The 26,733-nt window shown below is 70.1% G+C and carries 24 protein-coding genes; 10 read left to right on the forward strand and 14 right to left on the reverse strand.

Going from position 1 to position 26,733, the window contains the following annotated elements; translation table 11 throughout:
• The first annotated feature begins 60 nt into the window (after nucleotides 1-60).
• The 3 genes from ACTMTI_RS04385 to ACTMTI_RS04395 all read left to right on the forward strand — a co-directional run bounded on the left by ACTMTI_RS04385 (nucleotide 61) and on the right by ACTMTI_RS04395 (nucleotide 5,396).
• Nucleotides 61-1,347, forward strand: a complete 1,287-nt coding sequence (locus ACTMTI_RS04385) for a pyridoxal phosphate-dependent aminotransferase (protein ID WP_441118309.1) — start codon at nucleotides 61-63, stop codon at nucleotides 1,345-1,347.
• Between the two features lie 141 nt (nucleotides 1,348-1,488).
• The gene (locus ACTMTI_RS04390; RefSeq protein ID WP_441118310.1) at nucleotides 1,489-2,133 is read left to right on the forward strand and encodes a GNAT family N-acetyltransferase; all 645 of its coding nucleotides are present in this window, start codon (nucleotides 1,489-1,491) and stop codon (nucleotides 2,131-2,133) included.
• Nucleotides 2,134-2,387: 254 nt separating this feature from the next.
• Nucleotides 2,388-5,396 (forward strand): AfsR/SARP family transcriptional regulator, encoded by a 3,009-nt coding sequence (locus tag ACTMTI_RS04395; RefSeq protein ID WP_441118311.1) that lies wholly within the window; start codon nucleotides 2,388-2,390, stop codon nucleotides 5,394-5,396.
• Between the two features lie 367 nt (nucleotides 5,397-5,763).
• Here ACTMTI_RS04395 and ACTMTI_RS04400 read toward each other — a convergent pair whose 3' ends face one another.
• A complete protein-coding gene (locus ACTMTI_RS04400; protein ID WP_441118312.1) occupies nucleotides 5,764-7,176 on the reverse strand; it encodes a DUF7059 domain-containing protein in 1,413 nt (470 codons plus the stop codon).
• Nucleotides 7,177-7,318: 142 nt separating this feature from the next.
• Here ACTMTI_RS04400 and ACTMTI_RS04405 point away from each other — a divergent pair, with 142 nt between their 5' ends.
• The gene (locus ACTMTI_RS04405; protein WP_441118313.1) at nucleotides 7,319-7,621 is read left to right on the forward strand and encodes a hypothetical protein; all 303 of its coding nucleotides are present in this window, start codon (nucleotides 7,319-7,321) and stop codon (nucleotides 7,619-7,621) included.
• Between the two features lie 7 nt (nucleotides 7,622-7,628).
• Here ACTMTI_RS04405 and ACTMTI_RS04410 read toward each other — a convergent pair whose 3' ends face one another.
• From ACTMTI_RS04410 to ACTMTI_RS04420, 3 genes are read right to left on the reverse strand one after another with little or no spacing between them, the layout of a single operon-like run.
• On the reverse strand, nucleotides 7,629-8,597 hold the full coding sequence (locus ACTMTI_RS04410; RefSeq protein WP_441118314.1) for an NAD(P)-dependent oxidoreductase: 969 nt from the start codon (nucleotides 8,595-8,597) through the stop codon (nucleotides 7,629-7,631).
• A 60-nt stretch (nucleotides 8,598-8,657) separates the two neighbouring features.
• Nucleotides 8,658-9,254, reverse strand: a complete 597-nt coding sequence (locus ACTMTI_RS04415; RefSeq protein WP_441118315.1) for a TetR/AcrR family transcriptional regulator — start codon at nucleotides 9,252-9,254, stop codon at nucleotides 8,658-8,660.
• Complete coding sequence (locus ACTMTI_RS04420; RefSeq protein WP_441118316.1) at nucleotides 9,251-9,766, reverse strand: N-acetyltransferase family protein; 516 nt, start codon at nucleotides 9,764-9,766, stop codon at nucleotides 9,251-9,253. Before ACTMTI_RS04420 ends, ACTMTI_RS04415 begins: the two co-directional genes overlap by 4 nt.
• Before the next feature lie 59 nt (nucleotides 9,767-9,825).
• Between ACTMTI_RS04420 and ACTMTI_RS04425 the strand changes: the two genes are divergently transcribed.
• The 4 genes from ACTMTI_RS04425 to ACTMTI_RS04440 all read left to right on the forward strand — a co-directional run bounded on the left by ACTMTI_RS04425 (nucleotide 9,826) and on the right by ACTMTI_RS04440 (nucleotide 13,202).
• Entirely contained in the window at nucleotides 9,826-10,293 is a 468-nt protein-coding gene (locus tag ACTMTI_RS04425) for a winged helix-turn-helix transcriptional regulator (RefSeq protein ID WP_441118317.1), read from the forward strand.
• Nucleotides 10,294-10,336: 43 nt separating this feature from the next.
• The gene (locus ACTMTI_RS04430) at nucleotides 10,337-11,131 is read left to right on the forward strand and encodes an SURF1 family cytochrome oxidase biogenesis protein (RefSeq protein WP_441118318.1); all 795 of its coding nucleotides are present in this window, start codon (nucleotides 10,337-10,339) and stop codon (nucleotides 11,129-11,131) included.
• 4 nt (nucleotides 11,132-11,135) lie between these two features.
• Nucleotides 11,136-11,879, forward strand: a complete 744-nt coding sequence (locus tag ACTMTI_RS04435; protein WP_441118319.1) for a tyrosine-protein phosphatase — start codon at nucleotides 11,136-11,138, stop codon at nucleotides 11,877-11,879.
• A gap of 126 nt (nucleotides 11,880-12,005) precedes the next feature.
• Nucleotides 12,006-13,202 (forward strand): amidohydrolase family protein, encoded by a 1,197-nt coding sequence (locus ACTMTI_RS04440; protein WP_441118320.1) that lies wholly within the window; start codon nucleotides 12,006-12,008, stop codon nucleotides 13,200-13,202.
• Here ACTMTI_RS04440 and ACTMTI_RS04445 read toward each other — a convergent pair.
• The 4 genes from ACTMTI_RS04445 to ACTMTI_RS04460 all read right to left on the reverse strand — a co-directional run bounded on the left by ACTMTI_RS04445 (nucleotide 13,199) and on the right by ACTMTI_RS04460 (nucleotide 16,713).
• On the reverse strand, nucleotides 13,199-13,546 hold the full coding sequence (locus ACTMTI_RS04445; protein WP_441118321.1) for a YkvA family protein: 348 nt from the start codon (nucleotides 13,544-13,546) through the stop codon (nucleotides 13,199-13,201). The genes ACTMTI_RS04440 and ACTMTI_RS04445 overlap by 4 nt on opposite strands.
• 64 nt (nucleotides 13,547-13,610) lie before the next feature.
• Complete coding sequence (locus ACTMTI_RS04450; protein WP_441118322.1) at nucleotides 13,611-15,029, reverse strand: amidase; 1,419 nt, start codon at nucleotides 15,027-15,029, stop codon at nucleotides 13,611-13,613.
• Between the two features lie 3 nt (nucleotides 15,030-15,032).
• Complete coding sequence (locus ACTMTI_RS04455; protein ID WP_441118323.1) at nucleotides 15,033-15,992, reverse strand: LLM class F420-dependent oxidoreductase; 960 nt, start codon at nucleotides 15,990-15,992, stop codon at nucleotides 15,033-15,035.
• Nucleotides 15,993-16,044: 52 nt separating this feature from the next.
• A complete protein-coding gene (locus ACTMTI_RS04460; protein WP_441118324.1) occupies nucleotides 16,045-16,713 on the reverse strand; it encodes a TetR family transcriptional regulator in 669 nt (222 codons plus the stop codon).
• 174 nt (nucleotides 16,714-16,887) lie between these two features.
• On the opposite strand from ACTMTI_RS04460, the gene ACTMTI_RS04465 reads away from it, so the two are divergent.
• Nucleotides 16,888-18,132, forward strand: coding sequence for a hypothetical protein (locus ACTMTI_RS04465; RefSeq protein ID WP_441118325.1), 1,245 nt, complete (start codon nucleotides 16,888-16,890; stop codon nucleotides 18,130-18,132).
• Between the two features lie 60 nt (nucleotides 18,133-18,192).
• Here ACTMTI_RS04465 and ACTMTI_RS04470 read toward each other — a convergent pair whose 3' ends face one another.
• The 5 genes from ACTMTI_RS04470 to ACTMTI_RS04490 form a co-directional block, all read right to left on the reverse strand.
• On the reverse strand, nucleotides 18,193-19,251 hold the full coding sequence (locus ACTMTI_RS04470; protein ID WP_441118326.1) for an aspartate-semialdehyde dehydrogenase: 1,059 nt from the start codon (nucleotides 19,249-19,251) through the stop codon (nucleotides 18,193-18,195).
• Nucleotides 19,248-20,522: an aspartate kinase gene (locus ACTMTI_RS04475; RefSeq protein WP_441118327.1), complete on the reverse strand. Its 1,275-nt coding sequence runs from the start codon at nucleotides 20,520-20,522 to the stop codon at nucleotides 19,248-19,250. Before ACTMTI_RS04475 ends, ACTMTI_RS04470 begins: the two co-directional genes overlap by 4 nt.
• An 87-nt stretch (nucleotides 20,523-20,609) precedes the next feature.
• Nucleotides 20,610-21,140 carry a DUF5063 domain-containing protein gene (locus ACTMTI_RS04480; RefSeq protein WP_441118328.1) on the reverse strand — a complete coding sequence of 177 codons (531 nt, stop codon included), beginning with the start codon at nucleotides 21,138-21,140 and terminating at the stop codon, nucleotides 20,610-20,612.
• Nucleotides 21,133-21,732: a recombination mediator RecR gene (gene recR, locus ACTMTI_RS04485; RefSeq protein ID WP_441118329.1), complete on the reverse strand. Its 600-nt coding sequence runs from the start codon at nucleotides 21,730-21,732 to the stop codon at nucleotides 21,133-21,135. Before recR ends, ACTMTI_RS04480 begins: the two co-directional genes overlap by 8 nt.
• A gap of 2 nt (nucleotides 21,733-21,734) precedes the next feature.
• The gene (locus tag ACTMTI_RS04490; RefSeq protein ID WP_139629532.1) at nucleotides 21,735-22,085 is read right to left on the reverse strand and encodes a YbaB/EbfC family nucleoid-associated protein; all 351 of its coding nucleotides are present in this window, start codon (nucleotides 22,083-22,085) and stop codon (nucleotides 21,735-21,737) included.
• Between the two features lie 444 nt (nucleotides 22,086-22,529).
• Here ACTMTI_RS04490 and ACTMTI_RS04495 point away from each other — a divergent pair, with 444 nt between their 5' ends.
• Entirely contained in the window at nucleotides 22,530-24,068 is a 1,539-nt protein-coding gene (locus tag ACTMTI_RS04495; RefSeq protein WP_441118330.1) for a GAF domain-containing protein, read from the forward strand.
• A gap of 235 nt (nucleotides 24,069-24,303) precedes the next feature.
• Here the strand turns inward: ACTMTI_RS04495 and ACTMTI_RS04500 are convergent, their stop codons facing one another.
• Nucleotides 24,304-26,703 (reverse strand): DNA polymerase III subunit gamma and tau, encoded by a 2,400-nt coding sequence (locus ACTMTI_RS04500; RefSeq protein ID WP_441118331.1) that lies wholly within the window; start codon nucleotides 26,701-26,703, stop codon nucleotides 24,304-24,306.
• Nucleotides 26,704-26,733 lie beyond the last annotated feature (30 nt).

Consider the following 26,733-nt stretch of genomic DNA (forward strand, 5'->3'; position numbering starts at 1 on the left):
CCACAAAAAGCCTCGCTTGTGCTTATGCCTTTATCCAACCACCCTGGGAACGTGACAAACATGACTGTTACCTTGTCCGCCACTCTGGCGGCGAACGAAGACATCGAACGAAGACGACGCGCCGGGGAACGCGTGCTGCACCTGGCCTTCGGTGAGGCAGGGCTGCCCGTCCACCCGGCGCTGCGCGACAAGCTGGCCGCCGCATCAGAACGCAACGGCTACGGGCCGGTCGCGGGGGCGTCCGAGCTCAGGACGGCGGCGGCGGGCTACTGGACACGACGGGGGCTCACCACCGACCCCGAGCTGGTCGTCTGCGGGCCGGGCAGCAAGTCGCTGCTGTACGGCGTGCTCCTGGCGATCGGCGGCGACATCGTCCTGCCCATGCCCAGCTGGGTCAGCTACGCCGCGCAGGCCGACCTGATCGGCGCCCGCCCCATCCTGGTGCCCGCACCACCGGGAGAGGGCGGCGTGCCGAATCCGGACCTCGTGGCCGCCGAGGTGCGCCTGGCCAGGGCTCAGGGCAGGACCGTGAGCTCGGTGCTGGTGACGCTGCCCGACAACCCGACGGGCCGGCTCGCCACGCCGCAGTCGATCGCCCGTCTGGTGGACGTCGCCCGCGAGCTCGATCTGATGATCATCTCGGACGAGATCTACCGGGATCTGATGCACGATCCGGCCCTGCCGTACACCTCCCCGGCCGACCTCGCGCCCGAGCGCACGATCATCACCACCGGGCTGAGCAAGAGCCTGGCACTGGGCGGCTGGCGGATCGGCGTGGCCAGGCTGCCCGAGGGCGGGCACGCGCTGCGCAGGCGGCTGCTCGCGGTGGCCAGCGAGATCTGGTCGGCGCCCGCCGCTCCCGTGCAGGAGGCCGCGGCCTACGCCTTCAGCGAGCCCATAGAGCTGACCGAGCGCATCGCACTCAGCCGCCGGCTGCACGGGGTGCTCGCGCGGGCCGTACACGCGAGGTTCGCCGAGATCGGGGCACACGTGCTCATGCCGCAAGGCGGGTTCTATCTCTATCCCGACCTGAGCCATCTGCGGCTCGGCGGCTCCGCCGAGATCACCAAGATCCTGCTGGAGGAGCACGGCATCGGGGTCCTGCCCGGGCACGCCTTCGGCGACGACCCGTCGGCGGCCAGGGTCCGAGTGGCGGTCAGCCTCCTCTACGGAGAGACGACCCAGGAGCGGCTGGCCGCTCTGACCAGCCCCGATCCGCTCCGGCTCCCCTGGATCGCCGACAATCTCGACTATCTGTCAATGGGGCTGAAAGAGCTCTCGCTCACACGGCACGGCGCGGTGCGTGAACACCATCCCGCGCTCGTCCCGACGGCATGTCACAGTTAGGCGAATCTTTCCCCAAGACTCGGTTTGCCCTCCCACAAAAGGGACCTCTGACCTGCGGAAACACCCTGTCCGCAGAATCGGGGAAAAGATCTTCCCAACAGCATGGTTACGTGCGCGCCGACTTCCCCTCATCATGTGCTCATGCCCGCTCTTGTCACCCTGTCCGGGCGCTCCGTGCGCCTGGAACCTCTCAGCCTCGCGGTGGTCGATGACCTCGTCGCCGCGGCGAGTGAAGACCGCTCCACTTACGCCTTCACTCGCGTCCCGGATGGCCGGGACGAGATGGTCTCCTACGTGGAGGCCGCCATGGCTGAGCAGGCGGAGGGCCGCTCATTGCCCTTCGCCATCCGGTGGCTGAACACCGACCGCGTGGTCGGTGCCACCCGTCTCATGCACCTGGAGTACTGGCAGGGCCCCATGCCCTGGCCGCCGGGTGCACGTGGTCTGGTGGGCGACATTCCGTCCGTGGCGGACATCGGTTACACCTGGCTGGGCGCCTGCGCCCAGGGCACAGGGGTCAACCGGGAGAGCAAATACCTGATGCTCTCGCTCGCTTTCGAGACGTGGAACGTCCACCGCATCACCCTCAAGGCAGACGTACGCAACACCAGGTCCCGGGCCGCCATCGAGGCCCTCGGCGCACACTTCGACGGGGTGCGGCGAGCGGATAGCCGAGGCGCCGACAACACGGTCCGAGATACCGCGTTCTACTCGATCCTGAACTCCGAATGGCCGCTCGTACGCGAGCGACTGGCCATGCGGATGGGACTGGTCGAGGCAGCCTGAGAATCCGTCCACCAGATGGCCCCGCCCAACTTTCCGGGCGGGGCCTGTATTTTTCGCTGCCTTCATCGGCTCTACATGACACGCCCCCGCGGTGCGCCATGACCAGCCACCATGAAGCATCCAGGGGCAGGCTCAACACCTGATTAAAGGCGGATCAACAGCACGGTGATCCACCAAACCCGGATCTAGGTGACGAGCAACAATAGATCTATCATTTGGTAACAAATCGTTCCATTGGCTTGGAGACAGACGGCATGGCTGGTCAGAGCGTTGAGGGCGGGCTGCGGTTCGCCGTGCTCGGTCCTGTCCGCGCGTGGCATGATGGCCGGGAACTCGACCTGGGCACCCCGTTGCAGCGCTCGATACTCGGCATGTTGCTGCTGCGCGAGGGCCACGCGGTGACGCCCAACGAGATGATCGACGCGGTGTGGGGCGAGGAGGCACCGCCGCGCGCCCTGGGCGCGCTGCGCACCTACGTGTCCAGGCTCCGTACGGTGCTCGAACCCGACCGGCCCGCCCGCTCCCGCCCCGAGCTGCTGACCTCCATCGGCAGGGGCTACGCGCTGCGGCTGCCCGACGGCGCGCTCGACCTGACCCGGTTCGAACGCGGCATCCACGATGCCGAGGCCGCCCGCAAGGCGGGCCGCCTGGCGGACGCCGCCGCGGCCCTGCGGGCGGCGCTCTCGCTGTTCGAGGGCGAGCCGCTGGCCGGCGCCGTCGGCCCTTACGCCGAGCACCAGCGCGACCGGCTCATCGAACGCCGCATCAGCGTCATCGAGACGCTCATGGATGTGGACCTGGAGCTGGGCAACCACGCGAAGATCGTCTCCGAGCTGATCGCGATGACCGCCGACCACCCGCTGCGCGAGCGGCTGCGCGCCCAGCTCATGCTGGCCCTCTACCGGTGCGGGCGGCAGGGCGACGCGCTCAACGTGTTCACCGAGACGCGCGAGGCGCTGATCGACGAGCTGGGCATCGAGCCGGGGCCCGAGCTGGCCGCGCTGCACCAGCGCATCCTGACCGCCGACCCCACGCTCGCCGCCGCCGAGGTGCCCGCGGAGGAGCCGGCACCGGAGGAGGAGCAGCAGCAGCAGCCGCAGGCGCCCGAGCTGCCCAGACCCGCGCAGCTACCCGCCGCCGTCAACGACTTCACCGGCCGCAAGGAGCTGACCGTGCGGCTCCGTACGCTGCTGTCGGCCCAGTCGTCGGCCGAGGGCGTGCCGGTCGCGGCGATCTCCGGCATCGGCGGCGTCGGCAAGACCACGCTGGCCGTGCACGTCGCGCACGCGGCGGACGACCTGTTCCCCGACGGCCAGCTCTACGCCGACCTGCGCGGCTACACCGACGAGGCGACGGCACCCGAGTCGGCGCTCGGCGCGTTCCTGCGCGCGCTCGGCATCCCGCCGGACGTCATCCCCGAGGGGCTGCCAGAACGTTCCGCGCTCTACCGGTCGATTCTCGCCGACCGCCGCATCCTCGTGCTGCTGGACAACGCCCGCGATGCCGAACAGGTCAGCCCGCTGCTGCCCGGCTCGCCCGGGTGCGCCGCCATCGTCACCAGCCGGGGCAAGCTGGCTGATCTGCCCTCCGCCAAGCTCATCGACCTGGATGTGATGGAGCCGTACGAAGCGCTGTCGCTGTTCGCGTCGGTGGCCGGTCCTGAGCGGGTGGCCGCCGAGCACGGCGCGGCCATGGACGTCGTGGCCGCGTGCGGGTTCCTGCCGCTGGCGGTGCGGATCGTGGCGGCCAGGCTGGCCGCGCGGCCCTCGTGGACGGTCGAGTCGCTGGTGCCCAGGCTCGCCGACGAGCAGCGCCGCCTCGACGAGATGCGCGTGGGCAACTTGGCCGTCGAAGCCACCTTCGCGCTCGGGTACGGGCAGCTCGAAGCCGCCCAGGCCCGCGCGTTCCGGCTGCTCTCGCTGCCCAACGGGCCCGACATCTCCTCCGGCGCGGCGGCCGCCGTGCTGTCGATGAGCGCGTTCGAGGCCGAGGAGGTGCTGGAGTCGCTTGTCGACGCGAGCCTGCTGGAGGCACCCGCGCCCGGTCGCTACCGCTTCCACGACCTGCTCAAGCTGTTCGCCAGGCGGGCGCTGGAGAAGTCCGAGCGCCCGCAGGCCAGGACGCTGGCGCTGCGCCGGCTGCTCGGCTTCTACCTGGCCTCGGCCCAGTCCGCGCATCGGCTGGCCTACGAAGGCAGCATGATCGCGGCCAACCTCGTGGTGATCGGCAGCGGGCGCGCGTTCGGCTCCGCCGACGAGGCCGTCGCCTGGCTGATCGCGGAGGGCGACTCGCTGTTCGCGGTCATCAACCAGGCCGCCGTGGCGGCGCGTACCGGTGAGCAGTTGCTGCCCGCCGGCGACCTGCTGGTGGCGATGGAGCCGCTGCTGGAGTCCGGCACGCACACGCGCGAGTTCGACCAGAGCACCCGCGCCGTGCTGGCCGCCGCGCAGGCCATCAGCGACGCCGGGAGCGAGCTGCGATCCCGCTACGTGCTGGGCCGCGTGCTGTTCGCCGGCAACCGGCTGCGGGAGGCCGAGGAGCAATTCAGGCGCGTGCACGAGCTGTCGCAGGCGCGCCAGGAAAAGGTCGTCACCGGCGAGGTGCTCAACGCCCTGGCCGTCGTCGTCGGCCGACAGCGCCGCCACACCGAGGCCCTGGCCTGGTTCGACGCGGCGATGGGCTTCTACCGCGAGAACGGCGTGCCGGCCGGCGAGGCGCTGGTCCTCAGCTACTCGGCCCGCGACCACCTCGGCCTCGGCCGTCCTGAGGACGCCATCGCGGCCGCGGAGAAGGGCCTGGCCATCTTCACCGAGATCAGCAGCGGCGCCGGCACCGCGCGCGCCCGCTACCACCTGGGCATCGTCCTGTCCCGGGTCGGCCGCCTCACCGAGGCCGTCCACCACCACGCCGAGTGCCTCGCCTATTTCCGGGCCGGCAAGCAGCGGGTCTGGGAGCAGCGGGTGTGCTCCAGGCTGGCCGAGACCTTCATCGCGGCCGAGCGCTACCCCGACGCCGTACGCCACGCCGAGCAGGCCCTGGTCGTCTCCCGCGACATCGGCCACCCTTACGGCGAGGCGCTGTCGCTCACCGTGCTCGGCAAGGCGCTGCGCGGTCTCGGCAGCGTGACGCGGAGCGTGGACTGCCTACGGCAGGCTTTCGAGATCTTCTCCAGGCTCGGCGCGCCCGAGGCCAATGACCTCAAAGTCCTGCTCGACGGCATCCCCGACACCGAGCCCGCCACCGGGACCATCGTCGAGTCCTGAGTACAACTCGTCGTCCAGACGTGTCATCCACACGTGGTTGATCAAGGTTCCTCGATTTGACTTGGGGACGGACCGGGCGTCGGCTGCCCCCACCAGCGATGGGCAGCCTTGGCCGCACAACCCATCCCGGCTCCAGATCACTTGGCTGATCAGCGGCGCTGTCCTTCGGGAGTTCACGGTTATGAGCCCGGCCGGTCATCTTCGCCACCACGCTTCGCTAGGGGGCCCGGTTGTCCGGATGCTCCGCGTGGCGGCTAGCCGCCTCACATAGACGACCGGCCGGACCTGACACGGCCCTCGAACCCCCCAGGTCCGTGTCCTGTCCTAAAGCCTCCACCCGAGGTGTCAACGTCGAATCAACAGCCAATCAAAGGAGGAAGTAACCCTCGGCGATGAGCGGCCTGACCGCGTCGGAGTCGGGGATCTCGCCGTCGCCGACCAACTCGGCGATCACGTTGAGCAGCGGGCCGAGCGCCAACTGGCCGTCGCACACCCCGGCCAGCGCGGCCTCCACGGTGCCGACCTCCCTGCTGCGGCGCAGGCCCTGCGTCTGCCGCAGGACGATGCGGATGGGATCCTCCGCACCCGGCAGGCCGATCCGCTCGTCGAGCAGTCCATCGGCGGTACGCAGCAGCGCGGCGTCGAGCCCCTGGGCGCGGTGCGCGGTGGCGATCGAGTCGAGCACGGAGTCCACGTAGTCGCCGACCGGGAGCGAGACCTGGTGCGCGAGGTGCTCGACGCGGACGACCGGGTCGAGCGTGCCGGAATTGCGCATGGTGATCCAGCCGAAGCCGATGCCCTCGACCTTGCGCTCGTCGAACCACGCCAGCCAGCGGTCATAGAGCTCGGCATAGCGCGAGGTGCCGTGCTCGGCCGCGTCCCTGAGCCAGAGCTCGACGTATTCGGCGGGGTCCTGCACGTCGCGCTGGACGACCCAGGCGTCGCAGCCGGTCTCGCGCAGCCAGCCGCCGACCCGGTCGTGCCAGTCCTCGCCCTCGACGTGCAGCCAGTTGGCCAGGAAGTGGGCCTGGCCGCCGGGGCTGAGGTAGCGGGGCGTCCGGCGTACGAGGTCGCGGCAGAAACCGTCGCCGTCGTCGCCCGATTCGCGATAGGTCAGCTGCTGCTCGCGCCTGGGGGCGATGACGAACGGCGGGTTGCTCACGATCAGGTCGAACAGCTCGTCCTCGACCGGCTCGAACATGGCGCCCGTCCGCGCGTCCACGCCGGAGACGCCCGACAGCTCCCAGCTCAGTCTGGCGAGCTCCACGGCGCGGGGGTTGAGGTCGGTGGCGACGATGTGCTCAGCCCGGCCGGACAGGTGCAGCACCTGGACCCCGCAGCCGGTGCCCAGGTCGAGCGCGCGCCGGACCGGGCGGAGGGTGGCGAGCTGGGCCAGGTTGGCCGAGGCGCCGCCGGCGCCCACCACGTGGTCGGTCCGCAGGGCCGGGTCGCCGGGCCGTACTTTGCGGTCGGAGACGAGGTAGCCGCCGGTCTCCCACGGCTGGAGGTGGACGGTCGCGCTGACCTGGTCGCCGTCGGCCGCGACCAGGCCCGAGTCGAGGATCTCCGGCGCGACGTCCTTGGCGGGGACGGGCACGCCCAGCCACCACAACCTGATCAACGTCGCCAGCGGATCGCCGTCCGCGGTCGCGCGCAGGGCCGGGACCAGCTCCTCGCGGGCCAGGGCCGACGCGGCCATGCTCCCTAGCCGATCGCGTACGCCGTCGATGGTGTAACCGGTCTCCAGGAGGTGATGGCGCAGTCGTTCCACAAAGCCCATCCTTTCACCCGGGATCGCACGCATGATCCGATACCCACAGTGCCCATACTGTTACTTGAGTACCCAAGTGTTCTGCAAGCGCCGGACAAGTGGGGCGCGGTATCTCTAGGGATGCCAGCACGTCATCCGAGGAGTGGACCCCATGCTGATCCCCTGCTTGGCCTGCGAGTCCCGCTTCGGACCCGAGGAATACTTCAGCGCCTGCACCGACTACAACCGCGGCATGGACCTGGTGTCATGGACCTGCCCGCGCTGCGGCAACCGCGACGATCTCCGCGTGCTGCCCGGCGAGCTGGGGTTCGGCTACCCGCATCGGGGCAGATTCGACGTGCACGACCGGGTCCGCGTGCCCGGACTACGCAGGCACCGCGGCGACCTGCGCCTGGACATCTCGCTCGACAGGGCGAGCTGGCGGGTGCCCACCCGGCTCCGCCAACCGGCCTGACCGCGCGCTACGCGGTTTCGGCGACCGGCGTGATCAGGTTGTGGGCGTACGCGGGATCCTCGCCGCGCAGCAGCCGCGCGATGTCCGCCACGAGCGCCTCCGCGAGCTCCTCCCTGCTCTCCCCCGTGGCCTCGCCCAGGCGCGGCGTCAGCACCACGTTCGGCAACCCGATCAGAGGATGGGACGGGTCGAGCCACTCGCCCTCGAAGTGGTCGAGCCCCGCGCCGCCCACCTGGCCCCGGCGCACCGCGTCGACCAGCGCCGTCAGGTCGTGCAGCGCGCCGCGCGAGGTGTTGAGGTAGATCGCTCCCGTGCGCATCGCGCCGAACTCGGCGTACCCGAACATGCCCCTGGTCTCCGCGGTCAGCGGCACGTGCAGCGACACGACATCCGACTCCGCCAGCAGCGCCGGCAGGGTGTGGGTGGCCTCTGGCACGTACGGGTCGCAGACGATCACCCGCATGCCGAGACCTTCACAGCGCCAGCGCATGGCCCTGCCGACGCTGCCGAGCCCGACGATGCCGAGCGTTCTGCCGGTGAGCCGGCGGCCGCGATGGCGCTGCGCCGGCGGCACCTTGTGGGCTTCTCCCTTGCGTACCTCTCTGTCGGCCGTGACCACGTGCCGGCTGACCGCGAACATCAACGCGAGCGTCAGCTCGGCGACCGCCTCGGGGTCGCGGTGGCGGGCATGCAGGACGCGTACGCCGCGCGCGGCGGCCAGAGCCAGATCCACGCACGTGGGCGGGCCCATGACGGCCACGACATCCAGCGGAAGTTCGAGGACGGACGCGCGTACCTGGTCGCCGTCGGTGACGAGCACGGTCGCGCCGGTCTCGACGACCAGGTCGGCGAGTTGCTCGTCGGTGAAGCCGAAGCTCGGGCGCTCCGGGACCGCGGCCGGCTCGGCCACCTCGCTCAACCGGGCGAGCGCGCTCTCCGGCAAGGTGGGCAGTACCAGCGCCCGGGGTCGACTCACATCCAGGACAATAACACCACAGACCGTACTCGGATCATCGCTCCCCGCACTGGCACGCCGTCACTCCGGGCGCTGGCGGAGGCTTTGCCAGGCGGCCTCGCCCAGGTCCTTGATCTCCTCCTCCGTGGGCGTGTGCGCCCCCGCGAACCACAACCGGCACATCTCCTGCGCGGGCCCCAGCCACAGCACGTAGCACATGGTGGCGTGGACCGGCCGGAGCAGGCCGTTCTTCATGTGCGGCCGCCACCAGTCGGACACCTGGCGGAAGAACGCGCGCCGCGCCTCGGCCACCTCCGCGCCCCCGGGTTCCTGCTTGCGCGGCGGCCGCTCGCTGATCAGCAGCCTGGCCCGCTCCGGGTGCTCGCCCGCCCACCGCATGTGGAAGGCCACGACGGCTTGGATGCCGTCGCGCGCCTCCTGGTGGCTGACCAGCTCGGCGAGGAAGGCGGATTGGTACGCGGTGAGGATCTCGGCGTACAGCACGCCGAAGACGTGCTCTTTGCTGGCGAAGTGGTGATAGAAGCTGCCGACGCTTACGCCGCTCTCCTCACGGAGGCTGGCCAGCGTCGTGGCCGACACTCCGTCCTGGCTGAAGCGTCGGAGGGCGCCCTCGATGATGCGGGTCCGTCCGTCGCGTCCGTTCTTGGCACTCTTCACGCTGTCAATGGTGTGGCACCAGAACGTTGTTCCGCAAATGGCAGGGCGCCGTCGATCATAGCGGTCACCTCAACAGATCCGGAAGAGACCTTCATCGATGCGTCCGGCCACTGCCGGCGGATGAGCCTCAGCGCCCGCCGGTTCTCCCCCAGGACGTCCATTCCCACGGTCCTCGCGCCCCGTACGGCGGCCCTGAGCAGCAGCGTGTCGATCAGCCTCGGCCCGAGCCCGAACCCCTGCCACCGATCCGCCACCACCACGGCGATCTCCACGTCGGTGCAGCCGCCCCTGTAGCTCATGGCGTGACCGACGATCTCACCTCCGGCGGTCGTCGCCACGAGCGCGTCGCGGTGTTCGTCCACCGTGAGCAGTGTGCGCACCAGACCGGCGGCCGGCGTGGTGATGCCGGTGAAGAAGCGCAGCGTCTGCGTGTGCAGCGACAGCCCGATCAGGAAACGCCTGATCCGTTCCTCGTCGTCTGGACGGGCCGGGCGCATCTGAGTTCGTTGCATAGACTCAGCGTGCCCGTCCAGATCTGAGTCTGTCAATTGAACTCAGGTATGATGAAGAAATGAACCTGCCTTTCCGGGTGGACAATTGCTCGATCGAGCGCACCCTGGACATCGTCGGGGAGAAGTGGACCTTCCTGGTGCTGCGTGAGGCGTTCAGCGGCGTGCGGAGATTCGCCGACATGCAGGCGATCACCGGTGCCCCCCGCCAGGTGCTCAGCGCGCGCCTGGCCCGGCTGGTCGACGAAGGACTGCTGCGGAAGGTGCCGTACCGCGAGCCCGGGCAGCGGCAGCGCGACGAATACCGGCTCACGGACAAGGGCCGCGACCTCTATCCCCTGCTGGTCGCGCTCATGCACTGGGGCGACAAATACCTGACCGGCGAGGACGGCCCGCCCGTGGCGCTCACACATCGCGACTGCGGCGCTCCCATCGAGCAGTTCTTCCGCTGCGCCGAGGGCCACGAAGTGCCGGGCCCGCGCGAGGTGACCCCGGTGCCGGGCACGGGCGGCCAGCTCAGGAGCGCCTGAGCCGCGTGCGGGGGCACTGGTGCCGGTGCCTAATCTGGAGAGCGTGTACCGGTTCCTTCTGACGCCTCGATGGCTCGCGCTCCACCTGGTAGTGCTGCTGGTCATCCCCGCCTTCGTGTTCCTGGGGCGGTGGCAGTTCGGGCGTTTCGAGGAACGGTCGGCCAACAGCTCCCTGGTCACCGCCAACATCGAGGCCGCGCCGGTGCCGCTGGAGCGGCTCGCCGCACCCGGACAGCAGATCCGCGAGGACGACCGGTTCAGGAGGGTGACGGTCGCCGGCACGTACGACCCGTCCCACGCCCTCCTCGTACGCCGCCGCCCCCAGGACGGCCGCCCCGGCTTCTACGTCCTGACCCCGCTCGTCACCGGCGACGGCACCGCCGTCATCGTGAACCGCGGCTGGGTCAAAGCGGGCGCCACCGCCGACACCCCGCCCGAAGTGCCTCCCCCGGCCACCGGTCAGGTAACTGTCACCGGGCGGCTACGGCCCAGCGAGACCGAGGAGTCCAGCGGGATCAAGGAGCGGCCGGGGCTGCCGCCGGGACAGGTGCTCCTGATCAACGCCGACGCGATCGGGAAGCGGCTGCCGTACCGGCTCGTGGGCGGGTACGTCGAGCTGATCGAGCAGCAGCCCGAGCCCGCCGCGGCGCCGGAGCCGGTGCCCGAGCCCGACGTGGGCGCGGGAGGCGGGCTCAACCTGGCCTACGGAGTCCAGTGGTGGCTGTTCATCGGGATCGCGATCGGCGGCTGGATCCTGCTCATCCGGCGCGAGATCGCCGAGCGAAAAGCCGGGAAACCCGCCCCCGTGGTCGAGGAGGCGGGCGCCCCGTCAAACTAGGGGGGTGATCCGCCACATTGAGTTCAGTAATCTCTGCAACTTCCGCGACGTGGGTGGATATGCCGCCGAAGACGGGCGCACCCTCCAGTGGCAGCGGCTCTACCGCGCCGACTCGCTCGGCTGGCTGGCCGGGGACGATCTCACGGCCTTCCGCGCGCTGCGCGTACGTACCGTCATCGACCTGCGGCATCCGGCCGAGGTCGAGAAGGCGGGCCGGGTCCCCGAGGCCGAGGGGCAGCGCTACCACAACCTGCCCATCGAGGGCCGCCGCTGGAACACCACCCCCTACCGCGAGGAGCTGGGCGTCGGGCGCTATCTGGCCAACCGCTACCTGGAGGTGAGCGAGGACGGCGTGGAGAACCTCAGGACGGCGCTGGAGACGATCGCGAACGCCGACAACGCCCCGGTCGTCATCCACTGCGCGGCGGGCAAGGACCGCACCGGGATCCTGACCGCGCTGGTCCTGTCGCTGGCGGGCGTGAGCGAGGACGACATCGTGGCGGACTACGCGCTCACCGGCCTGGCCACCGAGCGCTTCATCGCCGACTGGCGCAGGCGCCATCCGGACACGCCCATGTGGCCGGGATTCGGGCTGGCGCCCGCCGAGGCCATGCGACTCTTCCTCACCGACCTGTCGCACCGGCACGGCTCGATCGAGACGTACGTCACACAGGTGCTTCAGGTCTCGCCCGCCACCATCGGGGATTTACGCGACCATCTCCTGACTAAAGGGATCTCGCAGGGGTAGAGGGCTTCCGGCGTGCCCGGGGCCGCCGCCATCCCCCTCCCGGCGGTTCCGGGTTCGAAGGGTTGGAGACCCAACGGATACGTCGCAGCTTGTTCGACGTTATCCCGCCGTCGTACGGTTACGTGCGTGACTACGCCGCTTCTCCCCGACCCAGATCCCAGGCGGCGCGACTATGTGATCATTTCCGCCGACGATCACTTGATCGAGCCTCCCGACCTTTTCGAAGACCGGTTGCCGGAGAAATATGCCGAGGTCGCGCCCAAGGTCGTGGAGACGGAGGCGGGTCACCAAGTCTGGCGCTACGGCGGGGCCACCTACCCGTGTGCCGGCATCGACGTGGGCGCCGGGCTGCCCCGCGAGCAATGGACGCTGGATCCGGTCAGGTTCGAGCACATGCGCCCCGGCTGCCACGACATCGAGGCCCGCATCAGCGACATGGACGTGGCCGGCATCTGGGCCGCGCTGTGCTTCCCCGGCATGCTGGCCGGGCAGGCCGGGATGCCCTTCGCCAGGACCCGCGACCAAGAGCTCGGCCTGGCCCTCGTCAGAGCCTGGAACGACTGGCACATCGACGTCTGGGCGGGCACCTACCCTGAGCGCATCATCGGCCTGCAGCTTCCCTGGCTGCCCGATCCCGACGCGGCCGCCAAGGAGATCCGGGCCAACGCCGCCCGCGGCTTCAAGGCCGTCGTGTTCCCCGAGTTCCCGACCCGGCTGCGACTGCCGTCGATCCACACAGGACACTGGGATCCGTTCTTCGCCGCCTGCGAGGAGACCGGCACCGTCGTCGCGCTGCACGCCGGCGACTCATCCTGGTCTCCCGTGCCGTCTCCCGACACGCCCATCGAGGCGATCACCACGCTGATGCCGACCAGCGCCATGTTCGCCTGCGCCGACTGGCTCTGGTCAGGGCTGCCGCTGCGCTTCCCCGCGCTGCGCATCCTCATCGTCGAGGGCGGCGTGGGCTGGTTGCCGATGCTGGCCGAGCGCGCCGACTACGCCCTCGACCACCCGGTCGCCGGCGAGGCGGAGTGGGAAGGCGGGCTCAAGCCCAGCGAGGTGCTGCGCCGCAACTTCTTCTTCGGCACGCTCGACGACCACGCGCTGTCAGGAGTGCGGCTCGCGGTCGGGCTCGACCACGTGCTGCAGGAGAGCGGCTACCCGCACTCCGACTCGACCTGGCCGGACACGCAGAAATCGGTGGCCCGCAACCTCGGCAGCCTCCCGCCCGCCGACATCGCCAGGGTCGCGTACGGCAACGCGGCGCGCCTGTTCGGGCACCCGCTGCCGTCCCGCGCCTGGCTGCGAATGGAGGAGATCTAGCCCTCGTTCTCGAGGAGCCTGCCCTGGATGACGGTGCGCTCGTGCTCGACGTAACGCCCGCTCTCGCCGAGCAGCGTGCCGATCAGCCACAGGAACACCCCGAAGTCGTCGGCCACGCCGATCAACATCAGGAAGTCGGGCACGACGTCGATCGGCGACAGGATGTAGACCACGCCGAGGCCCAGCAGCGCGAGCCTGCCCCTGCTTCCGTACCGGCCGCTCATGATCGCGCCCAGCATGCGCGGGATCGCCCGCACCCTGGTCATCAAGCCCGGCGAGCCGGGCTTGGTCACCTCTCGGTAGGTCCGCCACGCCGCCGCTGCCCGTGCTGGCTTAGCCATCATGCACTCCCCCTTACCCTCGGCTCTCACGACATAACGCGTCACCCAGGTGAGAGGTTCCTGGCGATCAGCGCATCGCCGCGTGCTCGAACGGGGCGGCCTGCTCGAGCTGCGCCGCCACCCTGATCAGCAGGTCCTCCCGGCCGGTCGCGGCGACGAGCTGCACGCCCACCGGCAGTCCCGCCGCGTTCCGGTGCAGCGGCAGCGAGACGGCGGGCTGCCCGGTCGCGTTGACCGGCGAGGTGTACGAGACGGCGTGCGCGGTCCTGCCGAAGGCGATGCTGAGGTCCTCGGGCGGGATCCAGCCCAGCGGGAACGGCTCCACGCCCAGCGACGGCATCAGCAGCAGGTCGTGGCCCGCGCTCCACCAGGCGGCCACGCGCCGGCGGAAGCCGTCCATCCACTGGGTGGCCTGGATGTGCTCGACCGCGCTGTGCCCGCTTCCGGTCCTGACCATGGCGGCGTTGCGCGGCTCCAGCTCCTCCGGTTCGACGGGCTTGCCGCGGACCTCGCCCAAGCTCGCGACCTGCGCGGCGAGGTTGTTGGCCACGATGGCGCCGAAATGCCGGGGAAAGTCGGGGTCGCCGAGCGCTTCGGGGCCGCCGGGCACGACGTCGTGGCCGAGCGACTCCAGCAGCGCCGCGGCCCTGGTGACGGCCTCGGTCACTGCGGGCACGGCAGGCACGTCGCCTCTCGGGTGCGTGGCGAGGTACCCGATCCGCAACCGCCCAGGATCCCGGCCGACCTCGGCGGCCAGCGGCCCGGGCAGCGCGGGGGCGTCGTACGGGTCGCCGGGCTGGAAGCCGGAGACGACGTCGAGCGCCGCCGCGGTGTCGCGTACGGTCCTGGTGACGAACCCCGGGCACGAGAACCCGCTCCACCCCTCCCCCATCGTGGGCCCCAGGCTGACCCGCCCGCGCGACGGTTTGAGCCCCACAAGCCCGCACAGGGACGCGGGGATGCGGATGGAGCCGCCGCCGTCGCTGGCGGTGGCCAGCGCGACCATCCCCGCCGCCACCGCCGCGGCCGAGCCCCCGCTGGACCCGCCCGCCGAGTACGCCGTGTCGTACGGATTGCGCGTCGGCCCGAACGCCACCGGCTCCGTGGTGATCGTGCTGCCGAACTCGGGGGTGTTCGTCCGCCCGAGCACGACGAATCCGGCCTCGCGCAGTTTCGTGACGCCGTACCCGTCCTCGGTGACCTCGACGCCCTCCCGTACGTTGGAGCCCGCGCTGTACGGCTCGCCCGCCTGCCGCCAGCCGAGATCCTTGAGCAGGATCGGCACGCCCGCGAAGGGAGCCCCGGCGGGGATGGCGTCGACCTCGGCGAGCGCGCGCTCGAAGCGGCGATGGACCACCGCGTTGAGATCGACGTCATGAGCCTCGATGGCGGCGATCGCGGCCTCGGCCAGCTCGCGCGCCGTCACCTGCCCGTCCCGCACGGCCTGCGCCTGCCCGACCGCGTCCAGCCTCAGTAAATCGCGCATGTGCTACTCCCTCGGAGCCAGGTCCCGCACGGCCTGCTCGATCGGGACGTCGCCGACCGGGATGGGGGCGAGGACGGGGGTGTCGAGGCCGTTGTCCACGTACTGCTGGATCCTGGCCCGGCAGGTGGCCGCGTCGCCGTGCACGATCAGCGCGTCCACCACCTCGTCGGGGATGGCCTTGAGCGCGGCCTGCCGGTCGCCGGCCGCCCACGCCTCGTGCATGGGCCGCAGCACCTCACCCCGGCCCAGCCAGTCGTGGAACGCCGCGTACACCGGGACGGTCAGGTAGCCGGCGAGCATCCTTCTGGCCAGCTCGCGTACCTTCCCGGCGTCCTCGCTCACGCATACGAACAGGCGGGCGATCAGCTCGGTGTCCGGGCCGATCTCGGCGCGTACCCGGTGGACGTCCTCGGGCGAGAGCCAGTTCGTGATCGCGCCGTCGGCCTCCGCGGCGGCCAGGCGCAGCATCCGGGGGCGCAGCGCGGCCAGCACGATCTTCGGCGGGACCTCCGGCGCCCGCTCCAGCTTGAACCCTTTGATCTCGAACGTCTCGTACTTCTCCGAGACCTTCTCCCCGGCCAGCGCCCTCTTCAGGAAGCGCAGGGTGTCGCGGGTGCGCGCGTACGGCTTGGCGAACTCCCCCGCGTTCCACCGCTCCACGATCGCCGGCGAGGACGCGCCGATGCCCAGCACGAACCGCCCGGGCGCCACGTCGGCCAGCGTGGCCGCGGACATGGCCAGCAGCCCCGGGCCGCGCGTCGAGACCGGCACGATGGCGCTGCCCAGCCTGATCCCCGGCGCCCACTGCGCGGCCAGGGCGAGCGGCGTGAAACCGTCGTTCCCGTTGACTTCAGCCGACCACGCGTCCGTGTAACCGAGCGCGGGCAGCTCCGCGATCAGCTCCTGGGACCTCGACAGCGACCGGTCGTGGAAGGGGATCGTCATACCCCAGTTCTGACTCACGCTCCGACCCTAGGCGCAAACTCCGCTCGTACCAACCGGGCGGTATGTCGCCCTAGGCCCGCAGTTCGTGGACCGCCGCGATGAAGTCCTTCGTGATCCCCCGCAACCCGGGCAAATGGGACAGCCCGACCAGCCGGTCCACGAGCGGCACCGTGACGTCGATCAGCCGGTGCGTACGCACGCAGCCCGGCGAGGTGTCGTGCACCCAGAACAGCACCATGCCCATGGACAGCAGCCAGAGCAGCTCGGGCAGTTCCTCGCGCAGTTCGGCGTTCATGCGGTCACGCGAGCCGTCGACGACCTGGCGGTAGATGGCGATGGACGCCTCCCTGGCCGGGGACGACTGCTTGCTGAACGGGCTCAGGGGGTTCGTCGGCTCGGCCGCGTGCTTGAAGAACTTCACGGCGAACTCGTGGTACGGCTCGGAAACGCGGACCCACTCGCGCAGCACCCCGCTCAGCCTGGCCGCGAACGACGTCTCGGTGGCCAGGAACTCCCTGCAGGCCTCCTCGTGCTCGGCCTGGGCGCGGTCGTAGTACGCCTGGATCAACGCCTCCTTGCTCTCGAAGTAGTAGTAGGCGTTGCCCACGGACACCCCGGCCTCGGCGGCGATGGCGCGCATCGTGGTCGCGTCGAAGCCGCGCTCCTTGAACAGGCGCAAGGCCGTCTCGACGATGACCTCGCGGGTGCTCTCCGATCCTCGGTTTCGGGCTTCGGACACGTTCGTCACTTTACGTCGGGAAACGAGGTTAAGTCATGAAACCTAACGGTGATCACCGCCACAAGGCAAAGTTGCACCTGCGGCACGAGTTATCTCCTGTGAATGGTGGGATTGTCGTTTGTGGCGGAAGGGCTATTTCCGCGAAAAGGCATCGACATGTGGATACGTGGACCAGTGCGTCTCACTGTAGTCGCACTCCTCGGCATTGAGATCACCATAATCGCGCTGGCCTCGGCCGCCTCCGCCGCCACCCACCCCGAAGGGGCGCCGGCGCCGAGCAGCCTGTACAAGCCCCGTGGGCCGGCGCAGGCCATGATGGGGCGGCTCACGGACGCGTACGCCGTGGGCCCGCGAATCACCAGTACGTGGGCTTTCGAGCGCCTGGTCGAGGCGCAGGAGCACCTGTGGCGAATGCGCGACTGGCCGCCGTACGGTGGCGCACGGCGTTCGGATGACCTGCGGGTGCCGCAGGATGTCCGTGCACGGCCTGCGGGCTTCCAGGACACGGCTCAGCCGCGCTCTGAGGCGTCCCACGCGGCCGTGGGGCGTGCGGAGGCGCCCATGGCGGCCATGGCCCAGGCGGAGGCGCCACAGGCGGGGCCTCAGGACAGCACGTCAGCCCAGGCACAACCTCAGGCCGACGCTCCGGCCCAGGCACAGCCTCAGACCGACGTCCCGACCCAGGCGCGCTCTCAGGCCGATACGACAGCCCAAGCACAACCTCAGGCCGGCACGCTGGCGCAACCTCAGGCCGACACGCCGGCGCAGGCACAGCCTCAGACCGACGTGCCGACCCAGGTGCAGCCTCAGACCGACGTGCCGACCCAGGCGCAGCCTCGGGCCGGCACGGCGGCCCGGGTGCGGTCTCAGAGCAAGCTGGACCGCACCCGGACCCGGGCGGCGACGGCCAAGGTCATGAGGAGTCCCGCGCGTACCGGTGTGGCGAAAATGCCCCGTGCCCGGTCACACAAGACGCACCGGCGCGCACAGGTGGATCTGGAACGCGTCATGCCCCGGCAGGCCGCCGTACGCATGTCACATGCCACGGCGACCGGCTGGCTGAAGAGCGCGGGCCTGCGGACCCGGTCGACCGGCAACTGCACGAGCAAGCACATGCAGCACTGCACCTCGCTGGACTCCGTGCGGACCGGCACGATCGCCCGGGTCATCGAGCTGAAGCGCCAGAGCCACTGCCCCATCATGGTCACGGGGGGTACGGAGGAAGGCCACGCGCCTGGCGTATACAGCCACGGCAACGGCTACAAGCTGGACATCAGCCACAACGCCTGCATCGACCGCTACATCATGAAAAATCATGACAAGGCCGGGGTACGCAGCGACGGCGCCCCGCTCTACCGCTCATCCTCAGGCACGACGTTCGCCGACGAGAGCGACCACTGGGACATCCTGTTCCGGTGACAGAACCACATGAGAAGTGGACGCCGCGCGGACCGCGCGACGCCCACCCTCATGAAGCCGCTAGAACTCGGCGGCAACCAGCTCGGCGATCTCCGCCGCGTTGAGCGCGGCGCCCTTGCGCAGGTTGTCGCCGCACACGAACAGGTCGAGCGTGTTGGGGAAGTCGATCGCCTGGCGGATGCGCCCGACGTAGGTCGGGTCGGTGCCGACCACGTCGAGCGGCGTCGGGTAGAGCCCGTTGGCCGGGTCGTCCACGAGGACCACGGTCGGCGCCGCCGCCAGGACGCGATGCGCGTCGGCGACCGTGATCTCGCGCTCGAACCGCGCGTGCACGGCCAGCGAGTGCGTCGTGATCACCGGCACGCGTACGCAGGTCGCGGAGACCTTCAGGTCCGGGATGCCGAGGATCTTGCGGGACTCGTTGCGGAGCTTGAGCTCTTCGGAGGCCCAGCCGCCCTCCTTGTAGGAGCCCGCCCACGGCACCACGTTGAACGCGATCGGCGCCGGGAACGGCGACTCCTCGGGCAGCTTGTTGGCCAGCACCTTGCGTACGTCGCCGGCCGCCTGACCGATCGAACGGTCGCCCGCCAGCGCCTCGACCTCGTCGTAGAGCCGCGCGGAGCCCGCCACGCCGGCGCCCGACACCGCCTGGTAGGAGGCGACGACCAGCCCCGAGAGCGTGAACTCGGCGTGCAGCGCGCCCATGGCGGCCATCATCGACAGGGTCGTGCAGTTGGGCGTGGAGATGATGTTGCGCGGCCGGTTGCGCGCGTCGAGCGGGTTGACCTCGGGCACGACCAGCGGCACGTCGGGTTCCATGCGGAACGTGCCGGACTTGTCGATCGCGATCGCGCCGCGCTCGGCCGCGATCGGCACCCACACGGCCGACACCTCGTCGGGAACGTCGAAGATGGCGACGTCGATGCCGTCGAACACCTCCGGCGCGAGGGCCTGCACGACGACGTCCTCGCCGCGTACCTGGAGCACCTTGCCCGCCGAGCGGGGCGAGGCGACGAGACGGATCTCGCCCCAGATGTCCTCACGCGTCGAGACGATGTCCCGCATGACGGTGCCCACAGCACCGGTGGCCCCGATCAGGGCAAGATTCGGCCTGGTCATCGTCCTGTCCCTCCATACACCACGGCTTCGACCTGGTCGGCGTCGAGATCGAAGGCGCGGTGCGCGGCCGCCACGGCCGCGTCGACGCCGTCCTGCCCGACGATCACTGAGATGCGGATCTCCGAGGTGGAGATCATCTCGATGTTGACCCCCGCGTCGGCGAGGGCCGCGAAGAACGTCGCCGTGACGCCGGGGTGCGAGCGCATGCCCGCGCCGATCAGCGACACCTTCCCGATCTGGTCGTCGAAGAGCAGCGACTCGTAACCGATCTCAGCCTGGATCTTCTTCAGCGCCGTCAGCGCCGTCTGGGCGTCGGCCGTGGGCAGCGTGAAGGAGATGTCCGTGCGGCCCGTGGCCGCGGCCGAGACGTTCTGCACGATCATGTCAATGTTGATCTCGGCGTCGGCCAGCGTTTTGAAGATCGAGGCAGCCTCGCCGACCTTGTCGGGAACCCCGACAACAGTGATCTTGGCCTCGCTCCGGTCGTGCGCGACGCCGGAGATGATCGGCTGCTCCATCTCGGTTCCTTCGGTGTAAGGGTCGGAGACGACCCACGTGCCTTCCCTGGTGCTGAAAGAGCTGCGTACGTGAATCGGCAGGTTGAAGCGCCGAGCATATTCGACGCAGCGAAGGTGCAGGATCTTCGCGCCGCAGGCGGCCATCTCCATCATCTCGTCATAGGAGATCCTGGGGATCTGACGCGCCGCCGGCACGATGCGCGGGTCGGCGGTGAAGATGCCGTCGACGTCGGTGTAGATCTCGCACACGTCGGCCTCGAGAGCCGCCGCCAGTGCCACCGCCGTGGTGTCGGAGCCGCCGCGGCCCAGCGTGGTGATGTCCTTGGTGTCCTGCGAGACGCCCTGGAACCCGGCCACGATCGCGATGTGCCCCTGGTCGATCGCTTCCTTGATGCGGCCGGGCGTCACGTCGATGATGCGCGCCTTGCCGTGAGTCGAGTCGGTGATCACACCCGCCTGCGAGCCGGTGAACGAGCGGGCCTCGTGGCCGAGGTTGGCGATCGCCATCGCCAGCAGGGCCATCGAGATGCGCTCACCCGAAGTCAGCAGCATGTCGAGCTCGCGGGCCGGTGGCAGCGGCGACACCTGCTCGGCCAGATCGAGCAGCTCGTCCGTCGTGTCGCCCATCGCGGAGACGATCACGACCACGTTGTTGCCGGCTTTTTTCGTCGCGACGATCCGCTGCGCGACCCGCTTGATGCAGGACGCGTCGGCGACGGACGAACCACCGTACTTTTGCACAACGAGCGCCACGAGAGTCTCCCGGTCTGGACTGTGAGCTGCCAGTCTACTGGGGGCCTCTCGTGGGCCTGATGGTTCATACCACTATGTGGATGATCATCAGACCGTGGTGGTCTCCTCCGCCACGTCCAGGCGCGAGTGCGCGGCCAGGGCCTGCAGCGCGCGCATCGCGGCACCCGCGTGGTTGCCCCAGGTGTTGAAATATGAGTATTGCCACCACCACAGCGCCTCGTGCGGGCGGCCCGCGTGATAGTGCCGCAGCCCATGGATGAGGTCGGCGGCGACCGCGGTCAGGTCGTCGGACAGCCGGTAGGGAGTGACACCGGTGTCCTTGTACGGGTCGAACACCTCGGCGTAGTCGTCGACGGGGCCGAGCCGCTCGGCCAGCGCGGTGCGTACGCCGTCGATGTCGGGGTCCTCGCTCATGGGCGGTTCGTAGTTTCCGTCGAGGATCACGTCCCGGTTCGCGCCGAGCTTGGCGCCGGCCAGGCTCACCTGCGCGACCTCCACGAGCAGCAACGACCAGATGGCGTCGCCGCCCTCACCGCCGGCGACCCTGGTCAGGCCGTCCACATAGTTTTGCGCGTGCCCAGCGATCTCCTCCGCAAGTGCGCTCCACTGGTCAGACATCCAGCAGCCTCCGTCCTTCGAACGCGCGGCCCAAGGTCACCTCGTCGGCGTATTCGAGGTCACCGCCAACAGGCAGACCGCTGGCCAGTCGTGTCACTTTGATGCCCATCGGCTTGACCAGACGGGCAAGGTAGGTAGCAGTCGCCTCACCCTCGAGGTTGGGGTCTGTGGCGAGAATGAGCTCGGTGACCCGGCCGTCGGCCAGGCGGGTCATGAGCTCGCGAATGCGCAGGTCGTCGGGGCCGATGCCGTCGATCGGGCTGATCGCGCCGCCGAGCACGTGATAGGTGCCGCGGAACTCGCGGGTCTTCTCGATCGCCACGACGTCCTTCGACTCCTCGACCACGCAAATGGCATGCGTGTCGCGGCGCGGGTCGCGGCAGATGCGGCACTCCTCCTCGGAGGCCACGTTTCCGCACACCCGGCAGAAGCGGGCTTTCTCCTTGACCTCCAGCAACGCGTGCGCCAGCCGCTTGACGTCGGCTGGATCGGCCGCCAGCAGGTGGAACGCGATCCGCTGCGCGCTCTTGGGACCGACGCCGGGCAGCAGCCCCAGCTCGTCGATCAAATTCTGGACGACCCCTTCGTACATGCCTAGAACCCTGGCAATTGTCCGAGGCCGCCGCCACCCAAACCCTGGGCGAGCGGGCCGAGTTTTTCCTGCTGAAGATCGGCGGCCGCGCGTACTGCGTCGCGGACGGCCGCGATCACCAGGTCGGCGATCGTGTCGGCGGTGTCCTGCGCGTCGCCGGCGTCGATCACGCTCGGATCGATCTTGAGTTCGAGCAGCTCGCCCGAGCCGTTGACGACGGCCGTGACCAGGCCGCCGCCTGATGAGCCCTCGATCTGCGCGTCGTTGAGCTCCTGCTGGGCGCTCACAAGCTGCTGCTGCATGAGCTGAGCCTGCTCCAGCAGCTGCTGCAGGTTGACATCCCCTGGGTTCACCGTCGTGCGCTCCTCGTGGCTCCGCGTTCTTGACTGCCACGAGCCTACGGTGTTTGGCGGGCGACATGTACTGGGAGAGTCCCCATGTTTCACCATCAGCCGCTGTCCGACGCCGACGTTTTACGCTGATGCGCCGCATGGGGCCGGTGTTTACCGCCTCGAGCTCCATTTGATGCTGCTGTTCCCCGCCTACCTTTTTGCCGTTTTGGTCTGCCGTCGACCTGAAGTTGGAGTATTGGCCGGATCCCGGCCCCCCTCCAATGTCCGAGACCCGGCCATCACGTCGGCTGAGCGGCCGCACCAGGCCGACGCGTTGGGCCAGAACGTAGTGAGCCCAACGTTGCACACAGGTTGCGCTCATTCAAACACCCTCCGCAATCCCCCGAATCGGTTGCGCCGATCGACGGCAAGACGGATGCTCTGTATGACTACTTGGAGTGACCGATGAGTTACCCCCATCTCGACGCGTACTCCCGACTTCTACGCGAAGCGCACGAAACGGCGGCGCCCGGCCAGGATCGGCCGGCGTCGCCCCGCAGCCTTATCAAGGACTCCTGGCGCCGGTCGATGGCGGCGGGGATCGACCCGGAGGGCGACAGCGCGCCCCTGGTCTACGACACGTCGTACATCCAGGACATCCGCGGCGCCCACCCGCTGCGCCCTCTGCTCCCCCTGCTCACCGAGACGCTTTCCAGCCTGGCTGATGAGACCGAGCACGTCGTGATCGTCACGGATGAAGACGGCAGAGTGCTATGGCGCGAAGGCGGCAACGCGATCCTGCGCCGCGCCGATCGGATCGGCCTGGCCGACGGGCACCAGTGGACCGAGCGCAGCGTCGGCACCAACGGCATCGGCACCGCGCTCGCGACGGGCCGCCCGGTGCACGTCTATTCGGAGGAGCACCTGATGCGTGCGCTGCACATCTGGTCGTGCAGCGGCGCGCCGATCACCGACCCGGACTCGGGCCGGATCATCGGCTGCGTCGACGTCAGCGGCACCGCCCGCAGCCTGCATCCGGCCACCGTCTCCCTGGTCGGCGCCGCGGCCAAACTCGCCGAGAGCGAGCTCGCCCTGCGGATGCACCACCGCGACGAGCGCCTGCGCCGCCGCTACGAATCCCTGCGCGGCCGGCCTGGCATCCTGCTCTCGCCAACCGGCCGCATCATCTCAGGCGACCCGTCGGGCAGCCTCGGCCCACGCATCAACTTGTCTCCCGTCCCAGGCGAAGGCGCCCGTTCGCCGCTCCAACGCGGCCTGCGGAACGCCTCCGCCGGACGGATTCCCTTGCCGTCCGGCCACGGCGCCGATGCCGCCGACCGCCTCCGGCTGGCCGGGCAGCGCATGATCCTCAGCGACGGGACCGTCGCCATGCTGGAGCCGTTCTCCGACGGCTTTCTGCTGCGCCCCGCGCCGTCCGCGTCGCCGCCTGTCCTGACCCTGTCGTTCCTCGGCGAGCGCGTGCCCTCGGCCTCCCTCGGGGACCACGACCGGCCTCTCTCCCTCAGGCACGCGGAGATCCTCGCGCTTCTGGCCCTGCACCCGCACGGGCTGACGGCCGAGCAGCTGTCGTTCCACCTGTACGGCGACTCCGGCAACCCGGTCACGATCAGGGCCGAGATTCACCGGCTGCGCGCCCAGTTGGGCACGGTGATCGCCGCGAAGCCGTACCGGCTGGTTTGCCCGGTCGAGGCCGACTTCCTCGAGTTGCGCCGCCACCTGGCGGCCGACGACCCGGCCGCGCTCGCTCGCGCGTACGCCGGACCGCTGCTGCCGCGCTCGGAGTCCCCTGAGATCCGGCGCGAACGGGACGAACTCGAAGCCCAAGTACGCGCCTGCCTCCTGCGCCAAGGCTGCCCCGACGCCCTGTGGGCCTTCGCCCAGACCGCCAACGGCCGCGACGACTACGAGATCCTCGAACGCCTCGCCGCCCTGCCCCCCACGGACTCCCGCTCCGCCGCCGCCCGCACCCGCCTGCTTCCCTGATCTCCGCGGCTCACAGTTCTCGGGCGCGGGCCTTCGATGGGTTTTTACGGCGGTGCCAAGGAGCGCGCCTCCCGCCGACGTCACGACCGTCCCTCACTTCAACGCTCCTCGGGTGGACGGGCGCAGGACCGTGACGTCGCACCTCAACCGTCTGAGCGGTCATACCGGACCTTCCGCGCCCCGGCCTGCGGCGCAGAGGCGCGAGACCGCCACCACTGCGGCCTGTCTCGCCGACTCAGGTGTGGTCGATCTCGCCGATCACACGGGCGCCCAGCTCCCGCTCCAGGAGAGCCATGCCGGAGATCACGTCCACGTCGGCGTCCGCGTCGTTCAATGGGTCGACTTCGTCGGATTCGGGACCCTTGTTGCGGCCGGGAACCGCGTCCGGCCAGGCGGCGGCGCCACCACGAGCCGATGGGGCGCGGGGACCCGCCTGGGCGGCCGCCTTCGCCGCCGACCTCGCGGCGGCCAGGCCCGTGCCCGTCGGCGCGCCGGTCGAGCGCTGCGCCGTGGACGTGGTGCGCGTGGGGTCGGGGGTCGGCGGGGTGCCGGGGCCGGGGTCGTCAGGGGCGTCGGGCCACGACTCGTCCGTGGTCTGGCGTCCTGCGGACGCCGCCGGAGGTTGACCTGGGTCCTGCGCCTCCCGGTCGTCGTGCGAGGCGCCATGTGACGACGTACGTCCCTGGGGGCTCGACGTGCCCTGTGTGCTGGCCGCGGGCCCTGGGCCGGCCGGTCCCTGGCCTGCCGGCGAGGCGGGCGCGCTGGGCGCGGGCGGCTGAGGGCGGCCTCGGGAGGGGTTCGGGACCGGGGCGCCGCCGACGACTGCCTCCACGCGCCAGTTGCCGCCGAACACATCGCTGAGCGCGCTGGCCACCACGGCGTCCTTGCCGCCGCCCGTGAAGTTCTTCATCGCGCCGACCTGGGCGAAGCCGAGCGTGACCAGGTTGCCTTCCACGCCCACCACCTGGGCGTTGGTGCTCACGTTGGCCCAGACGACGATGCTGCGCTGCTTGAGCGCGGCCAGCACGGCGGGCCACTGCTGTATGACACCCGCACCGGCGCCCGCCGACGCTCCACCAGATTGCGTCCCGCCGCTGCCACTGCCGGGTGCGGCTTGCGAGCCGCCCGCTGCTGTGCCCCCCGCTGCTGTGCCGCCCACGCCACCCGCGGCCGACTGGGCCGCAGGAGCGCCGGGCCGCGCGGGCTCGGGCCAGTCGTCCTCCCTCGCCGAAGCACCGGCGTGCGGCTGAGCGGCCTGAGCGGGGACGTGCGACTGCGCCGCAGCAGCATGGCCGCCGTCCGCCGGCTCAGCATGCGGCTGGTTCCCTGAAACGCGAGCCGCCGGTTCGGCACCCGAGCCGTGACCGGAAACAGCGGCATGACCCGCCCCAGGACGCGGAATCGGCACCGAGCCGGGGCCAGGGCCGAGACCTGCGGGCGTAGTGGATGCTGAGGCTCGGGCGGCCATTTGGGCGACGGCGCCGCCGCGTTCCAGGCGTTCGAGGCGGGCCAGCAGCGCTTCCTCGCCCTGCGCGGCGCCGGGCAGCAGGACCCTGGCGCACATCAATTCCAGCAGCAGCCGCGGCGAGGTCGCGCCGCGCATCTCCGTGAGACCGGCGTTGAAGACCTCGGCGGCGCGGGTGAGCTCGGCGGGCCCCATCGATGACGCCTGCTGGACGAGCCGCTCCAGTTCGTCGGCCGGGCGGTCGAGCAGGCCGCTGGACGCCGCCTCGGGGACGTTGGCCAGGATCACCAGGTCGCGGAAGCGTTCGAGCAGGTCGGAGGCGAAGCGGCGGGGGTCGTGGCCACCCTCGATCACCCGATTGACCGTGTGGAACACCTGGGCGCCGTCGCGGGCCGCGAAGGCGTTGACGACCTCGTCGAGCAGGTCCCCATCGGTGTAGCCGAGCAGGGAGACGGCCTTGGCGTAGGTGATGCCGTCTTCTTCGGCCCCGGCGAGCAGCTGGTCGAGGATCGAGAGCGAGTCACGAGCGGAGCCGGCGCCGGCGCGTACGACCAGAGGAAGGGCGCTGGGCTCGAAGGGCACGTTCTCGGAGGTGAGGATCTCCTCCAGCAGCGCCTTGAGCGTCGCGGGCGGCATCAGCCGGAACGGGTAGTGGTGCGTACGCGACTTGATCGTGCCGATGACCTTTTCCGGCTCGGTCGTCGCGAAGATGAACTTCAGGTGCGGCGGGGGCTCCTCGACGAGCTTGAGCAGCGCGTTGAACCCCTCGCGGGTCACCATGTGCGCCTCGTCGATGATGTAAATCTTGTAGCGCGCGGAGACGGGCGCGAAGAAGGCCCGCTCGCGCAGGTCGCGCGCGTCGTCCACGCCACCGTGCGAGGCAGCGTCGATCTCGATGACGTCGAGGTGGCCGGGGCCGGTCGGCGCGAGCGCGACACAGGACTCGCAGACACCGCAGGGGTCGGGCGTCGGACCCTGCTCGCAGTTGAGAGAACGTGCCAGGATGCGGGCGCTGGAGGTCTTACCGCATCCACGGGGGCCGCTGAACAGGAACGCGTGGTTGATACGGCCCGTACGCAGTGCCTGCCGCAGCGGATTTGTGACGTGTTCCTGACCCTTGACCTCGGCGAAGGTCCCGGGTCGGTACTTGCGATAAAGCGCAAGGCTCATGCGACCATCCCGCCTGCGAGGGGGCTCCCA

The organism is Nonomuraea sp. H19, assembly GCF_052068215.1.
Taxonomy (GTDB): Bacteria; Actinomycetota; Actinomycetes; order Streptosporangiales; family Streptosporangiaceae; genus Nonomuraea.

Coding starts and splice junctions, on each gene's coding strand:
- recR (WP_441118329.1), bottom strand. CDS start 21,732: ATGTACGAAGGGGTCGTCCAGAATTTGATCGACGAGCTGGGGCTGCTG.
- ACTMTI_RS04425 (WP_441118317.1), top strand. CDS start 9,826: ATGAACCTGCCTTTCCGGGTGGACAATTGCTCGATCGAGCGCACCCTG.
- ACTMTI_RS04400 (WP_441118312.1), bottom strand. CDS start 7,176: ATGGGCTTTGTGGAACGACTGCGCCATCACCTCCTGGAGACCGGTTAC.
- ACTMTI_RS04385 (WP_441118309.1), top strand. CDS start 61: ATGACTGTTACCTTGTCCGCCACTCTGGCGGCGAACGAAGACATCGAA.
- ACTMTI_RS04420 (WP_441118316.1), bottom strand. CDS start 9,766: ATGCAACGAACTCAGATGCGCCCGGCCCGTCCAGACGACGAGGAACGG.
- ACTMTI_RS04470 (WP_441118326.1), bottom strand. CDS start 19,251: ATGACCAGGCCGAATCTTGCCCTGATCGGGGCCACCGGTGCTGTGGGC.
- ACTMTI_RS04480 (WP_441118328.1), bottom strand. CDS start 21,140: ATGTCTGACCAGTGGAGCGCACTTGCGGAGGAGATCGCTGGGCACGCG.
- ACTMTI_RS04450 (WP_441118322.1), bottom strand. CDS start 15,029: ATGCGCGATTTACTGAGGCTGGACGCGGTCGGGCAGGCGCAGGCCGTG.
- ACTMTI_RS04495 (WP_441118330.1), top strand. CDS start 22,530: ATGAGTTACCCCCATCTCGACGCGTACTCCCGACTTCTACGCGAAGCG.
- ACTMTI_RS04445 (WP_441118321.1), bottom strand. CDS start 13,546: ATGATGGCTAAGCCAGCACGGGCAGCGGCGGCGTGGCGGACCTACCGA.
- ACTMTI_RS04405 (WP_441118313.1), top strand. CDS start 7,319: ATGCTGATCCCCTGCTTGGCCTGCGAGTCCCGCTTCGGACCCGAGGAA.
- ACTMTI_RS04500 (WP_441118331.1), bottom strand. CDS start 26,703: ATGAGCCTTGCGCTTTATCGCAAGTACCGACCCGGGACCTTCGCCGAG.
- ACTMTI_RS04395 (WP_441118311.1), top strand. CDS start 2,388: ATGGCTGGTCAGAGCGTTGAGGGCGGGCTGCGGTTCGCCGTGCTCGGT.
- ACTMTI_RS04390 (WP_441118310.1), top strand. CDS start 1,489: ATGCCCGCTCTTGTCACCCTGTCCGGGCGCTCCGTGCGCCTGGAACCT.